Source organism: Rhizobium sp. Leaf306 (assembly GCF_001423425.1).
GTDB classification, from domain to species: Bacteria; Pseudomonadota; Alphaproteobacteria; order Rhizobiales; family Rhizobiaceae; genus Neorhizobium; species Neorhizobium soli.
The window spans coordinates 437503-451875 of record NZ_LMNX01000004.1 but is presented as its reverse complement, the minus strand read 5'-3'; the positions used below and the strand labels follow the sequence as shown (position 1 = coordinate 451875).

Genomic DNA, 14373 nt, shown 5'->3' with positions numbered 1-14373 from the left:
TAATGCCCTTCGACCTTACCCCCCGTCCGCTCAATCCGGCGCCTCCCACACCCGCCATGGTCTGGCCGAACGGCGCGAAAAGCGCTCTCTTCATCGGCTTCGACGTGGATGCGGAAACCGCCTGGATCGGCAACAACCCTTCCAATGTCGACCGCATGGTGACGACCTCGCATGGCGGCTACGACGCCCGCGTCGGCATTTCAAAAATCGTGTCGCTGATGGATGAACTGTCGCTACCGGCGACCTTCTTTATTCCAGGCTGGACGGCGCTTGCGCATCCCGCCCAGTGCGAAGCGATCCTGAAGGCTGGCCACGAGATCGGCCATCACGGCTATCTCCACAAGCTGCCCGACCGCGACAAGCTGGATGAGGCCTTCGAGGAAATCGATCGCGGCTATGAGGCGCTGCACCAGGTGCTAGGCGTGCGGCCGATCGGCTACCGCGCACCATCGGGTGAGAATTTCCCGGAACTGCTCGCCTATCTCTCGAAATCCGGCATGCGCTATTCCAGCTCCTTCCGCGACGATATCCTGCCTTACAGGCATGCGGATCATGGCGGCGAGCGCGGTCTGATCGAGATCCCGGTCAACTTCGCCTTCGACGACTGGAATTTCGGCATGACGAGCCGCACCAGTTCACGCCCGATCTTCGGACGCGACGCGGTGCTGCAGCTGTGGATTGACGAATTCGAGGCGACACATGCTTGGGGCGGCGTCACGACGCTGGTCCTCCATCCGCAGGTTTCGGGACGGCCGATGCGCTGGCATCTGCTGCGCGATTTCCTGATCCATGTGCAAAGCAGAACCGATGTCTGGATTGCCACGGGCGCCGAGATATCGGACCATTTCGACGCGCTGGAAGCGGCCCGCGCAGAGCTTTAAGAAAGACCTGGAGAAACCGACATGACGTTCGACACGAAAAAGCTGGAAGAGCTTCGAGCAAAATACGGCGAAGGCCACGGCGGCAGCATCCATGATCCGGAATTTCGCGCCGTCGCCGACCGGATCTTTTCCGCAAGCGGCACGCGCTCGGCCCCCTATGCGGGCGTTCCGACGCTTCTCGATGCGCCGCTCGTCCACATCGATGCGGACAATCCGGATTTCGGCGATCTTCAGGTAGCGCTGATCGGCGTGCCGATGGATCTCGGCGTCACCAACCGTCCGGGCTCCCGCTTTGGGCCGCGGGCACTGCGCACGATCGAGCGCGTCGGTCCCTATAATCACGTGCTGAAGACCGCGCCGACCTTCGAGATGAAGGTGGCCGATATCGGCGACGTGCCGTTCCGCAGCCGTTACCGGCTGGAAATGAGCCATGACGATATCGAGGCGCATTTCAACAAGGTCGTCGATGCGGGCGTGATCCCCTTGTCGGTCGGCGGCGACCATTCGATCACGCATCCGATCCTCAAGGCGGTCGGCCGCGACCGTCCGGTCGGAATGATCCATATCGACGCCCATTGCGATACGGGCGGCGCCTACGATCTCACCAAGTTCCACCATGGCGGCCCGTTCCGCAACGCGGTTCTCGACGGCGTGCTTGATCCGACACGGGTCATCCAGATCGGCATCCGCGGTGCGGCCGAATATCTGTGGGAGTTCTCCTTCGAAAGCGGCATGACCGTCATTCATGCCGAGGAGATCGGCAAGATGGGCATCGACGCCGTCATTGCCAAGGCGCGCGAAATCGTCGGCGATGGCCCGACCTATCTCTCCTTCGATATCGACAGCCTCGATCCGGCCTATGCGCCGGGCACCGGCACGCCTGAGATCGGCGGGCTCACCAGCCGTCAGGCGCTCGATATCCTGCACGGGCTCAAAGGTCTGAACTTCGTCGGCGGCGATGTCGTCGAAGTGGCGCCGCAATACGATACGACCACCAACACGGCGCATGCGGGCGCCCAGATGCTGTTCGAGATCCTCAGCCTGATCCGCTTCAGCCCTGCACTGAAGGGCTGACCTCTAAGCCTTCTGACAGTAATGCGCCGTCGGTGCGTTGCTGTCAGGCTCGGCTTCGCCTGGCTGCGGCGACACGATCGGCTTGAACAGGCTCCGGTCGGGCTTTAGATCAAGAAGTGGCGTGCCATCGAGGCAGTCCATGCCGCGCACCAGAAGCACATTGCCCTCGACGCCTTCAAGAACCACAATCGACGTCCCGATCGGGTTCGGCCGGACAGGGGAGCGCAGCGAGAAGGTGCCGTGCACCTTGCCGCTGCTGGCGGGGCTCTGCAGAACCAGATCGCGCCGCGCCTGATGCAGCCAGTAGAGGACTTCCAGCCTCTCGAATTTCTCAACGCCCTTCAGGGCCGCAACCCATGGCTCGAATATCTCGATCCGGCAGATCGGTCCGGTATGGCTGCCCTGACGCGGCGTTTCGCTGCGTGCAGTCCAGGGGGTCGAAATGCGTCCGATGAAGATCAGCCCCGCATCGTTCGCCTCCGGCGGCGTGACCTGAACCTCGTTCTCGCGGATGCCGTTATCGTGCGCCATGTCGTTCTCCGATCAACTGGTTCTGCTCCACGTTTCGCGAAGCAACCAGATCTCCCCAGCATGGCTGAAATACTGCTGTTTCGCAAAATGTGAAGCTGCGCGGAACAGTTTCCCGTTTTCCGGATTTCTTATTGCGAATAATTTGCAACTACGATCTTTATGTGCGAATGAATTGCAATTGCAACAACGAGAGCACGATCGACGATGGATATCCGATCCCGAATGAATTCCAGCGGCTGGCTCAAAAGCGGCGGTGATGCCTCGCTGATGGATGTTCATCGCTCGATCCCGGTGCGCGGCCAGGGATCGAAGCTCCGGCGGGCGTTCGCGTTCTTCGGTCCCGGTTATCTCGTTGCGGTCGGCTATATGGATCCGGGCAACTGGGCGACGTCGCTCGCCGGCGGTTCGCAGTTCGGTTACCTGCTCCTGTCGGTCGCACTCTTGTCGAACATCATGGCGATCGTGCTGCAATCGCTCTGCGCGCGGCTGGCGGTCGCTTCCGGCCGCGATCTCGCTCAGGCCTGTCGCGACGCATTCCCGCGTCCCGTCGCCTACATGCTCTGGCTGTTTGCCGAAATCGCCATCATCGCCACCGATATCGCCGAGGTGATCGGCACCGCGATCGGCCTCAACCTGATCTTCGGCATTCCGCTGGAAATCGGCGTTCTCATCACCGCGCTCGATGTCTTCCTCATTCTCTACCTGCAGAAGCTCGGATTCCGGTTCCTGGAAGCCTTCGTCATCGGTTTGCTGGGCGTCATTACCGCTTGTTTCGCCATCCAGATCGCCATGGCGGACCCGAACTGGGGCGAGGTCATTCGTGGCTTTGCGCCGACCACCGAGATCGTCACCAATCCCAACATGCTCTATCTGGCGCTGGGTATTCTCGGCGCCACCGTCATGCCGCATAACCTTTATCTGCATTCCGGCATCGTCCAGACCCGTAATTACGGGGACAGCGTCGAGGAGAAGCGGGAGGCGATCAAGTTCGCGACGATCGACAGCACCGTCGCCTTGATGTTCGCGCTTCTGATCAACGCATCGATCCTCATTCTGGCGGCCGCCGCTTTTCATGCCAACGGCCATACGGCGGTGGCGGAACTCGGCGACGCGCACAATCTTCTCTCACCGGTTCTCGGCTATGCCATCGCGCCGACGCTGTTCGGGATCGCACTCCTCTGCTGCGGCCTGAATTCCACGGTGACAGCGACCTTGGCGGGCCAGATCGTCATGGAAGGGTTCCTGCATATCCGGCTCGCAGCCTGGGTACGGCGGCTGATCACCCGCGGCATCGCCATCATTCCGGCGGCAGCGGTCACCATCTTCTACGGCGATGGCGGCACGGCGGAGCTTCTGATCCTGACGCAGGTCGTGCTCAGCCTGCAGCTCTCCTTCGCGGTCTTCCCGCTGGTGATGTTCACGTCCGACAAGCGCAAAATGGGCGTCTTCGTCGCACCTCTCTGGCTGCGCGCCTTTGCCTGGCTGATCGCCATCGTCATCGGCGCCCTCAACATCAAGCTGCTGGTGGATTTCGTCCTGTAACCGGAAAAGTCATCGAGCCCAGAATGTGCTCGGCCGTGCGGGCAATCGTCTCGGCGGCCGCTCCCTTTTTCCAGGCAAGCGACAGATGCATGTCGTAGGCCTCGGGAAGCGCGATCGCCGCCATCCGCTCGTCCGGCTGTGGAATGGCCCAGAGCGGCAGAAGCGCGATATAGCCGTGATCGCTGACGAGGTTGGCGATGACGGGAATGGAATCGATTTCGACGAAGGTCAGTGCCGCCCGTTCGTCCGCAGTTAGGATGTCCTCGGTCAGCGCCCCGAATTTCTGCCGCAACCCGCTTTTGAGGCTCGGCAGCGCGATCGGATGACGCAGCAGCAGTTGCCGCAGATCGCCGCGATGGTCAGCGATCACATCAGCGGCTCCAACCATGGCAAGTCCGCTCCGCGAAATCACCCGGTGTTCGACGCCGGGCGGCATGTCGAGCGTGTCGACCAGCACGAGATCGTAGGTCCGGTCGGTAATGCCGGACAGCAGCTCCTCGGCATTGGTGCTGGAGATATAGAGCGGCCGTCGCGGCATGTGCTTCGGCCAGTCGGCGGCAAGTTTTGCGAGGATCCGGGCAATCAGGCTTTCGCGTCCGAGCGGCGTCACCGAGCCGACGCGGGTCGTCGATGCGGCACGCCGGAAACGGTCGCCGGCATGGTCAGAAATTTTCAGCCAGATCGCTTCGAGCTCTTCTCCGAGAGCGATCACCCGTTGCCCGCTCGCATTGGGAACGGCGCCGGCGGCCGCCCGGTCGAGAAGGGGAAGGCCGAGATCGCGCTCCAGACTGCGGATCTGCCGCGTCAGCTGCGGCTGGCCGATGCCGATCTCCTGCGCCGCCCGCCTTATGCTGCCGCTGCGGCCGACCACGAGGAAACGCTGCAGCGCCAGAAGCGGTACGGAAAGCCGGGCTCCGTCTTCGGGCGAGCCGTCCTTGTCGCCGAGACCCGAGAGCTCGCCGACCAGCATGGCAGCTCGCTGCAGATCGCGACCGATCCTGACGCCCTCAAGCGTTGGCTGGATGCGGTTGCCGGATGTCGTCGTCAGCGGTGTGGCGATATGAAACTGCAGCCTTGCCAGCGCGGCAGAGACGCTGGAGACCGGTCGGTCCAGCACCTTCGCCGTTTCGCGGATGCCGCCCAAGGCGAGCACATGATGGGCGATCAGCAGCGAGGCAAGGTCCATGACGGCTTCCGGGTGAGCATATAAGAGGATGACAGCAATGATATCGTGCGTTCACGATATGGGATATCCCTCTGCCGATCAAATTCTCCTAGTCTGCCCCCAAGCGGTTCCGATCGAACGCGCGCCCCAAGGCTAAAGGGCTCAAGGCTTCAAGGCTTCAAGGAGACAGGCCGATGTCGGATTTCGATCTTGTTCTGAAAGGCACGCTGGTCCTTGCCGACCGCATCGTTCCCGAAGGTTATGTGGCGGTCCGCGACGGGCTGGTTGCGTCAGTCGGTCAGGGCCAGATGCCGTCCGCGCGCGAAAGCCACGATCTCGGCGCGTCGCTGATCCTTCCGGGTGCCGTGGATGCGCAGGTTCATTCGCTTTCGCAGAAAAACCAGGAGGATTTCATCTGGTCGACCCGCTCGGCAGCTGCCGGTGGCGTCACCACCATTGTCGACATGCCCTATGACGAGGGCAATCTGGTCTGCTCGGCGGATGCGGTGCGAAGCAAAGTTGCTCATGCGGAAAGCCAAGCGCGGGTCGATTTCGCGCTTTATGGCACCGTCGATCCGCAGGAGGGCGCGGTGCGCATTCGCGAACAGGTGGATGCCGGCGTCGCGGCCTTCAAGTTCTCCACGTTCGGGACCGATCCGAAGCGTTTTCCGCGCATTTTTGCGCCGCTGATGGCTGAGTGCTTTGCCGCCATCGCGCCAACCGGACTGACGGCCGGCGTCCACAACGAGAACGACGAATATGTCCGCTGGGCGATGGCTGAGGTGAAGGCCTCCGGCATTACCGATTACCGTGCCCACGAGATGTCGCGTCCGCCGCTGACCGAGCTTCTGGCGATGACCGAGATCTACGAGATCGGTGCGGCCACCGGCTGTCCGGCCCATGTGGTGCACTGCTCGCTCGGTCGCGGTTACGAGATCGCCGCCGGCTACCGCGCGCAAGGGCATCGCGCCACGGTCGAATGCCTGATTCATTACCTGACGCTCGACCAGGAAACCGATGCGAGACGGCTCGGCGGCAAGTCGAAATGCAATCCGCCGATCCGGCCGCGGGCGGAGGTGGAAAAGCTCTGGCGACATCTGGCGGCCGGCAATGTCACGCTTCTCTCCACCGATCACGTCAGCTGGTCGCTCGACCGCAAGACCAATCCGGACATGCTTGCCAATGCCTCCGGCCTGCCGGGTCTCGAAGCCATGGTGCCGCTGTTCATCAAAGGCGCGCTGGAGCGCGGCGTATCGCTCACCTGGGCAGCAAGGCTGATGGCGCTCAATCCCGCCCGGCATTTCCGCATCGATCACGTCAAGGGCGCGCTGGAAGTCGGCAAGCACGCCGATATCGCGGTGCTGACGGCGGAAGAGCATGTGTTCGACGCGTCGAAGACCGGCAACAACGTCGTCGGATGGTCGCCCTATGACGGAATGACCTTGCCCTACAAGGTGGCCGGAACCTATCTTCGCGGCACACTCGCCTATGACGGATCGAAGGTGCTGGCGCAGCCCGGCACCGGCCGGTTCGTGCGGCCCCCGGCCAACCTTTCACTTCAGGATTTTTGATCGCATGACCTCCAATCTCGCCGTCAACGCCGACCGGATCGCAGCCGATATCGAGGCGCTGGCTGCTATCACCGAACCGGACAGGCCCTGGGCGCGCCGGGCCTTCACGCCGATGTTCTTGAAGGGCCGCGCTTACGTCGAGAAGATCTTTCGCGAGGCCGGGCTCGAAACCCACATCGATGCCGCCGGCAACATGACCGGGCGGCGCAGGGGAACGGTGGAGGGCAAGGGCACGATCATGCTCGGCTCGCATACGGATACGGTGCCGAACGGCGGCCGGTTCGATGGCATTGCCGGGGTGATTGCTGGTCTCGAAGTGGCGCGTTCGCTCAAGGATGCCGGCATCGCGCTGGAACACGATCTGGAAATCGTCGATTTTCTCGCCGAGGAAGTCTCGATCTTCGGTGTGTCCTGCATCGGCAGCCGCGGCATGACCGGCGTTCGGCCGCCCGAATGGCTGGAGCGCAGCACCGATGGTGTCACGCTCGCAGACGGCATCCGTCAGGTCGGCGGCGATCCGGACACCGTATTCACGCGCACCGATATCAAAGCCTTCCTCGAACTGCATATCGAGCAGGGCACGGTGCTGGAGCGCGAAAACGTCGATATCGGCATCGTCGGCGCCATCACCGGCATTTCCCGTTTCGAAATCCTGGTGGAAGGCCGTGCCGATCATGCCGGCACCACCCCGATGAATGCACGCTATGATGCGCTGGGGGCCGCATCGATCATCGTGCTCGGCATCGAAGAGATCGCCCGGGAGCTTGCGTCGGGCAAAAGCTATTTTGCCGGCACCGTCGGCGAGTTCTCGATGGAGCCGAACGCCGCCAATGTCATCCCCTCGCATGTCCGCATGCTGATCGATGCGCGCGCCGTCGATGACGCGGTGATGGACGAATTCGTCGCTTCCGTCACCGCGCTTTGTGCACAGACGGCCTCGGAGCGCAGCGTGACGATCGCCGACCCGCGGCGGGTGTCGCATGCGGCGCCGACGCCGATGTCGGACATGGTGACCGGTGTGCTTGCCGAAAGTGCGCAGCGGATCGGCGCGACCAGCCGGCCGATGGTGTCGGGCGCCGGTCACGATGCGGCGTTTCTGTCCAAGGTGGCGCCGGCTGCGATGATCTTCATTGCCAGCAAGGATGGCCGCAGCCACGCGGCGGAGGAATGGTCCGACAACGACGATATCGCACTGGGCGCTGCCGTTCTCTACGAGGCGGTCTTGGCACTCGACAAACAATAGGGGCGAGGGCATGGGTCGCATACTGACGGAGAACGATGTCGAGGCGGCGGTGCGCGGCGGCTCGGTCTATGCGGCGGGCGGCGGCGGCTGGTCGGATCACGGCCGCATGCTCGGCTATGCGGCCGTCTCGGTCGGCAGGCCCGAACTCGTGACCATCGACGAACTGTCCGACGACGACTGGGTGGCGACGGCTGCCGCGATCGGCGCACCGGCCTCGACCACCGCCTGGGAAATGCAGGGCATCGACTACGTCAAGGCCGTGCAGCTGCTGCAGGATGCGCTCGGCGAAAAGGTTGCGGCGCTGATGATCGGCCAGAACGGCAAATCCTCGACGCTCAACGGCTGGCTGCCATCGGCCATCCTCGGGACCAAGGTGCTCGATGCCGTGGGCGACGTGCGCGCCCATCCGACCGGCGACATGGGCTCGATCGGCATGGCGAATTCGCCCGAACAGATGATCCAGACGGCAGTCGGCGGCAACCGGGCGGAAAACCGCTACATCGAACTCGTCGTGCGCGGCGCCACCGCCAAGGTCTCGCCGATCCTTCGCACCGCCTCGGACATGTCCGGCGGCTTCATCGCCTCCTGCCGCAATCCGCTGCGCGCGTCCTATGTGCGCAACAATGCAGCGCTCGGCGGCATCAGTCTGGCGCTGACGCTTGGCGAGGCGATTATCGAGGCCGATGCGAAGGGCGGATCTGCCATCATCGACGCGATCGTCAGGACCACCGGCGGCACTATCCTGGTCGAGGCCGAGGTGACCGCCAAATCCGTGGTCTATACCAAGGAAGCCTTCGATGTCGGCACGATCACGCTTGGGCGCGGCGACGGGGCGATCACGCTGCATGTCATGAACGAATACATGGCGGTGGACGATGCCGGCGGCAACCGCCTCGCCACCTTCCCGGATATCATCGCGACGCTGTCTCCGCAGGGCGAACCGATGAGCGTCGGTCAGTTGCAGGTCGGCATGCCGGTGTTTCTGCTGCATGTGCCAAAGACACTCATCCCGCTGTCGTCGAGCGTCAAGGACCCATCGGTCTATCCGATCTGCGAGGCGGCGCTGGGGATCAGGATTGCGGATTATGCGCTGGGGTAGGGTCGAACAAAACCCCGCCCCCAACCCCTCCCCACAAGGGGGAGGGGCTTAACCTGCCGCACCGACAGCGCTGGATATAGGACGCGACAGTGCCGCAGATCTTCTCCCCCTTTGTGGGGGAGATGGCCGACAGGCCAGAGGGGGCCTGGCTGCCCTCACACCCTAACCCTCGCCCCGCGAGCAGGGAGAGGGGACGTGCCTCGATTGGGGTAGGGAGAGTACCGCTGGTTTTCTCCCCCCTTGTGGGGGAGATGGCCGGCAGGCCAGAGGGGGTGGCTGCCCTCACCCTAACCCTCTCCCCGCGAGCAGGGAGATGGGACGTGCCTCGATTGGGGCAGGGAGCGTGCCGCTGGTTTTCTCCCCCCTTGTGGGGGAGATGGCCGGCAGGCCAGAGGGGGGCTTTCTTGGCCCGGCACTACATTGGGTGAGGCAATCCTCACGAGACAGGAGATCACGCCATGCCAAAGCCCAATCCGCGCCATCCGAAATTCCCGATCCCCGGCGGGCCTGACCTGCGCGCCAAGGGCTGGCGGCAGGAGGCTCTGCTGCGGCTTCTGGAAAACGTGCTTTCAGTCGGCGAGGATCCGGACAATTTGATCGTCTATGCGGCGCTCGGCAAGGCGGCGCGCAATTGGGCGGCGCATGAGGCGATCGTGCGCACACTGAAGACGATGGACGAGGATCAGACGCTGATCATCCAGTCCGGCAAGCCGGTCGGGTTGCTCAAGACCCATGACAAGGCGCCGCTCGTCATCATGGCCAATTGCAACATCGTGGGGCAGTGGGCGAAGGCCGAGTATTTCTACGCGCTGCAGGAAAAGGGTCTGATCTGCTGGGGCGGGCTGACGGCCGGAGCGTGGCAGTATATCGGCAGCCAGGGCGTCATTCAGGGCACCTACGAGATCTTCATGCGGATTGCCGAGAAGCGCTTCGGCGGCACGCTTGCCGGTCGCTTCATCCTGACCGCCGGCCTCGGCGGCATGGGCGGCGCGCAACCGCTTGCCGGTCGCATGGCGGGCGCTGCGATCCTGGTGATCGATATCGATCCGGAGCGGGTCGCCAAGCGCCGCGAGATCGGGTTTCTCGACGAGGTTGCGCCGGATCTCGATACGGCGATTGCGATGATCGATGCGGCGGTCAGCGAAAAACGCGCCGTCTCGGTCGGTCTGGTCGGCAATGCCGCCGACATCTACCCGCAGATCGTCAAGCGCGGCATCGTGCCCGATATCGTCTCCGACCAGACTTCGGCGCATGATCTCGTCTATGGCTACGTCCCGAAGGGGATGAGCCTTGAGGAAGTGCGGCGTCTTCGCAAGGAAGGTCGGGGCCAGTTGATGGCCGCGAGCCGCGCCTCGATCGCCGATCATGTCCGCGCCATGCTGAGCCTGCAGGAAAAGGGTGCGGAAGTGTTCGACAACGGCAACCTGATCCGCACCCAGGCACGCGAAGGCGGCGTTGCCAACGCCTTCGACATTCCGATCTTTACCGAAGCCTATCTGCGGCCGCTGTTTAGCAAGGCGATCGGGCCGTTTCGCTGGATGGCGCTATCGGGCGAAGAGAGCGATATCGCCCGCATCGACGATCTCGTGCTCGAGCTTTTCCCGGATAATTTCATCGTCACCAACTGGATCAGGCTGGCGCGCGAAAACGTGCCCTTCGAAGGCTTGCCAGCACGCATCGCCTGGCTCGGGCATGGCGAACGCACCAGGCTCGCGTTGGCCGTGAACGCACTGGTCGCAAGCGGCGAACTTGCCGGGCCGATCGCGTTTTCGCGCGATCATCTCGATGCCGGCGCCATGGCGCATCCCAATATCATGACCGAGAACATGAAGGACGGATCGGATGCGATCGCCGACTGGCCGCTGATCAACGCGATGACGATGTGCGCCTCGATGGCCGATCTCGTCGTCATCCATTCGGGCGGCGGCGGATATGCGGGTTACATGACATCTGCCGGTGTCACCATCATTGCCGATGGCACCGAAAAGGGGGCGGAACGGCTTGAACATTCGATCACCAACGATACCTCGCTCGGCATTATCCGCTATGCGGATGCCGGCTATGACGAGGCGATCGAGGCTGCCGAAACGGCCGGTCTTAAATTGCCCTAGAACGGGTCTTCGTTAAAGCTTTGGAGGGGTGCGTTAACCTTTTGTTAACCACCCCGGCGCTACATCTAACGTCAACGATTTGTTTACGTAGATGACCAAAGTGCTAACAGACGCTCGCTCAATCCGTATCAAGGGCCGCTCGTTTTTGGCGGTCGTCTTGTCCCCCGATCTGCCGCTCGACAACTGGCTCGCGCGCCTTGACGATCTGGCTGCCCGCTCGGCCGGCTTCTTTCTCGACCGGCCGGTCGTGCTCGATATTTCCGAGGTTTCGATCGACAAGATCGAGCTGAAGGACCTGCTCGAACAACTGGCCGAACGCAATGTCCGGATCATGGGTATCGAAGGCGCTCGCCCGTCGATGCTTGGCCCCGGCATGCCGCCGGCGATGCGGGGCGGCAAGGCTGCATCCGATTTCGAAGTCCCGGAAAAGTCCGAGGATAAGTCGGCTCAAGAAAGCTCCGGACAAGTTGGCGTTGCTACCAAGCAAGGTGCCAAGCAGCCGGAAACGGATACCGACAGTCAGCTCCGCAACGAGCCGATCAAGGTTGCCGAGGTCCGGCCGGTCATCCAGTCGCTGGTGATCAACGAGCCGGTTCGCTCCGGTCAGTCGGTCATCTTCGCGGAAGGTGACGTGACCGTTATCGGTTCGGTTGCCTCCGGTGCCGAAGTGATTGCCGGCGGTTCGGTGCATGTCTACGGCGCAATACGCGGCCGAGTCATGGCTGGATCATTGGGGAATGCAACGGCTCGGATCTTTTGCCGCAAGCTCGAGGCCGAACTGGTCGCGATCGACGGCATCTACAAGATGGCCGAGGACATGGACGCAAGCCTTCGCGGGCAGCCGGTCCAGCTCTGGCTCGACGGCGACATCATCATGGCAGAAACGCTCAGTTAAGAAATGAAAAAAAGCAAATGATAACGGGCCGGCAGGACACAGGAGAGATTGGTATGGGGAAAGTCATAGTTGTGACTTCGGGCAAGGGAGGGGTCGGCAAGACGACCTCGACCGCGGCCCTCGGCGCGGCGCTCGCCAGCCGCGGCGAAAAGGTCGTCGTCGTCGATTTTGATGTCGGGTTGCGTAACCTCGATCTCGTCATGGGTGCCGAGCGCCGGGTCGTCTACGACCTCGTCAACGTCATCCAGGGCGATGCGAAGCTTCCGCAGGCCCTGATCCGCGACAAGCGCCTCGACAACCTGTTCCTGCTGCCCGCCTCGCAGACACGCGACAAGGATGCCCTGACATCCGAAGGTGTCGAGCGCGTGATGGCCGATCTGAAGCGCTACTTCGACTGGATCATCTGCGACAGCCCTGCCGGCATCGAGCGCGGTGCAACGCTTGCCATGCGCCATGCGGATATGGCCGTCGTGGTCACCAATCCGGAAGTCTCTTCGGTGCGCGACAGCGACCGCATCATCGGTCTTCTCGATTCCAAGACGCTCAAGGCCGAAAACGGTGAGCGGATGGAAAAGTATCTTTTGCTGACCCGCTACGACGTCAACCGTGCCGAGCGTGGCGACATGCTGAAGGTGGACGACGTTCTGGAAATCCTGTCGATCCCGCTGATCGGCATCATTCCGGAAAGCATGGATGTGCTGCGTGCCTCCAACATCGGTGCACCGGTGACGCTGGCCGACGCCAAGAGCGCTCCGGCCCAGGCTTATTTCGATGCCGCGCGGCGTCTCGCCGGCGAGGTCCTGCCAATGACCATCCCGGGCGAAAAGCGCGGTCTCTTCGGCAAGATCTTCGGAAGGAAGGCCGCATGAACATGTTCCGCCTTTTCAACAGGCCGAAATCGGCGCCCGCGGCCCGCGAGCGTCTCCAGGTACTGCTTGCTCATGAACGCATGGTTGTCGGCACCGATCTGGTCGCCGTGCTGCGCGAGGAAATTCTGGCCGTCATCGCCAAACACGTCCAGCTGGACGCCGACCGCGTAACGGTAAAGATGGATCGCGACGAGCACTGCACTATCCTGGAGATCGACGTCGAGATCCCGCTCAATGCGAGCGCCCAGGCCGCAGCCTGAACGTCTCTATCGAGTTAGCCTCCCAAGGCTGGTTTGAAAGGCGGGTATGTCCGGCGGGACATGCCCGCCTTTTGCGTCGTCCCAGCGGACTTCCAGATGGCCGCCGAGCGCCCGGACACCCTTGTCGATGGCTTTGAAATCCGGGTAGCGGCTCTTGTATCCGCGGGTCTGGAAATACTGGCCGGTGCCGGCCTCTTCATCCATATCGCGCATGATCCACCGGATCGCGTAGCAGCGGCTTCGCAGCTGATCCAGCGCCGGAATGCCTGTCAGCTTGTAGGGCTTCCGGCTGCGGCGAAAACCGTAATAGCGGGCCGCCGCCTGGATCCGGTCCCAGCTGACGCCCGGAAACGCGTCGCAGATCTCTTTCCGGTCTGCGGCGGGATAGAGCCTGCGCAATTTCTGCCGGGCCGACCATCCCCAGGCCTGCCGGCGTGGTGCAAGACCCAGTCTCTGGCAGCGTGTCTGTATGGCCTTTTTCGACCGGGCATGCAGAACCTGGCTTATGGCAAAGTAATCGGGATGAAAGATCCGGCAGATCAGGTCTTCCTCATCCGTCCAGAGCTTGTGTCCGCTGACGGTGAAGCCCGAACGCAGTATCTTCAGTCGTGTCCGCTCGGTGAGAGCTAAGTCTTTCGCAAGCTGCGCCAGGTCCATCGCAGGGTCCTCTGACGCTGGCGGCTATGGCTTCTTGACGTTCAGCGCCCGGAATGAGTTGAACGTTCCTCCCTTGTCGGTGAACAGGTCCACAAGCGGCTTCGGCAGACCGTTCAGCTCCCGCAGCTTGAGCGCGAGGAAGGCAAATTCCAGCTTGAGGCGATCGATTTCCTGCGCCCGGGCATCGAGAATGCGTGCCTCGATCTCAGCTTTCTGGCGAAGAAGATCATCCAGTACGGACATGACAACGCTCCAAAATATGACGTTTGAATTTGGCTTTCTTGAAAAATTGCATGCGGGAAAAACCGTGTGCGGTCACACGTTCGGACAAGCTGTCACGGAAATTCGATTTTGCCAATCGCCGTCGCCATTTCCAACGTCACCCGATTCTGATGTCGCTATGCTGGCGCGTGTTTACAGAGGTGCTATACAGGCCAATGATTTAGGTAGGCGTCTCGGGCAGTCGCAAATGCGA

The 14373-nt window shown here is 62.4% G+C and carries 14 protein-coding genes; 10 read left to right on the top strand and 4 right to left on the bottom strand.

The genetic code is table 11. The annotated features are described in order from the left end of the window. Nucleotides 1–2 precede the first annotated feature (2 nt). Both ASG19_RS20235 and speB read left to right on the top strand, forming a co-directional pair. Entirely contained in the window at nt 3–881 is an 879-nt protein-coding gene (locus tag ASG19_RS20235; RefSeq protein ID WP_062461640.1) for a polysaccharide deacetylase, read from the top strand. A gap of 21 nt (nt 882–902) precedes the next feature. Then, nucleotides 903–1955 carry an agmatinase gene (gene speB / locus ASG19_RS20230; protein WP_062461637.1) on the top strand — a complete coding sequence of 351 codons (1053 nt, stop codon included), beginning with the start codon at nt 903–905 and terminating at the stop codon, nt 1953–1955. A 3-nt stretch (nt 1956–1958) separates the two neighbouring features. On the opposite strand, the gene tsaA is transcribed toward speB, so the two are convergent. Further along, nucleotides 1959–2486 carry a tRNA (N6-threonylcarbamoyladenosine(37)-N6)-methyltransferase TrmO gene (gene tsaA / locus ASG19_RS20225; protein WP_062461635.1) on the bottom strand — a complete coding sequence of 176 codons (528 nt, stop codon included), beginning with the start codon at nt 2484–2486 and terminating at the stop codon, nt 1959–1961. A 222-nt stretch (nt 2487–2708) separates the two neighbouring features. Here tsaA and ASG19_RS20220 point away from each other — a divergent pair, with 222 nt between their 5' ends. Beyond that, nucleotides 2709–4028: an Nramp family divalent metal transporter gene (locus tag ASG19_RS20220; RefSeq protein ID WP_062461632.1), complete on the top strand. Its 1320-nt coding sequence runs from the start codon at nt 2709–2711 to the stop codon at nt 4026–4028. Here the strand turns inward: ASG19_RS20220 and ASG19_RS20215 are convergent. Beyond that, on the bottom strand, nt 4000–5214 hold the full coding sequence (locus tag ASG19_RS20215; RefSeq protein ID WP_062461629.1) for a LysR family transcriptional regulator: 1215 nt from the start codon (nt 5212–5214) through the stop codon (nt 4000–4002). The genes ASG19_RS20220 and ASG19_RS20215 overlap by 29 nt on opposite strands. 173 nt (nt 5215–5387) lie before the next feature. On the opposite strand from ASG19_RS20215, the gene ASG19_RS20210 reads away from it, so the two are divergent. From ASG19_RS20210 to minE, 7 genes are all read left to right on the top strand, one after another. Then, a complete protein-coding gene (locus ASG19_RS20210) occupies nt 5388–6764 on the top strand; it encodes an amidohydrolase family protein (RefSeq protein ID WP_062461626.1) in 1377 nt (458 codons plus the stop codon). A 4-nt stretch (nt 6765–6768) separates the two neighbouring features. Further along, on the top strand, nt 6769–8007 hold the full coding sequence (locus tag ASG19_RS20205; protein WP_062461622.1) for a Zn-dependent hydrolase: 1239 nt from the start codon (nt 6769–6771) through the stop codon (nt 8005–8007). 10 nt (nt 8008–8017) lie between these two features. After that, nucleotides 8018–9106, top strand: coding sequence for a DUF917 family protein (locus tag ASG19_RS20200; RefSeq protein ID WP_062461619.1), 1089 nt, complete (start codon nt 8018–8020; stop codon nt 9104–9106). A gap of 458 nt (nt 9107–9564) precedes the next feature. Beyond that, nucleotides 9565–11217 carry a urocanate hydratase gene (locus tag ASG19_RS20195; RefSeq protein ID WP_062461616.1) on the top strand — a complete coding sequence of 551 codons (1653 nt, stop codon included), beginning with the start codon at nt 9565–9567 and terminating at the stop codon, nt 11215–11217. A 91-nt stretch (nt 11218–11308) separates the two neighbouring features. Then, nucleotides 11309–12112, top strand: coding sequence for a septum site-determining protein MinC (minC, locus tag ASG19_RS20190; RefSeq protein ID WP_062461613.1), 804 nt, complete (start codon nt 11309–11311; stop codon nt 12110–12112). Nucleotides 12113–12165: 53 nt separating this feature from the next. Next, nucleotides 12166–12981, top strand: coding sequence for a septum site-determining protein MinD (gene minD, locus ASG19_RS20185; protein WP_062461610.1), 816 nt, complete (start codon nt 12166–12168; stop codon nt 12979–12981). Further along, nucleotides 12978–13241 (top strand): cell division topological specificity factor MinE, encoded by a 264-nt coding sequence (gene minE / locus ASG19_RS20180; protein ID WP_062461607.1) that lies wholly within the window; start codon nt 12978–12980, stop codon nt 13239–13241. Before minD ends, minE begins: the two co-directional genes overlap by 4 nt. A 6-nt stretch (nt 13242–13247) precedes the next feature. Here minE and ASG19_RS20175 read toward each other — a convergent pair whose 3' ends face one another. Both ASG19_RS20175 and ASG19_RS20170 read right to left on the bottom strand, forming a co-directional pair. Continuing rightward, nucleotides 13248–13898 carry a hypothetical protein gene (locus tag ASG19_RS20175; RefSeq protein ID WP_174197076.1) on the bottom strand — a complete coding sequence of 217 codons (651 nt, stop codon included), beginning with the start codon at nt 13896–13898 and terminating at the stop codon, nt 13248–13250. A 24-nt stretch (nt 13899–13922) separates the two neighbouring features. Continuing rightward, complete coding sequence (locus ASG19_RS20170; RefSeq protein ID WP_062461605.1) at nt 13923–14141, bottom strand: hypothetical protein; 219 nt, start codon at nt 14139–14141, stop codon at nt 13923–13925. Nucleotides 14142–14373 lie beyond the last annotated feature (232 nt).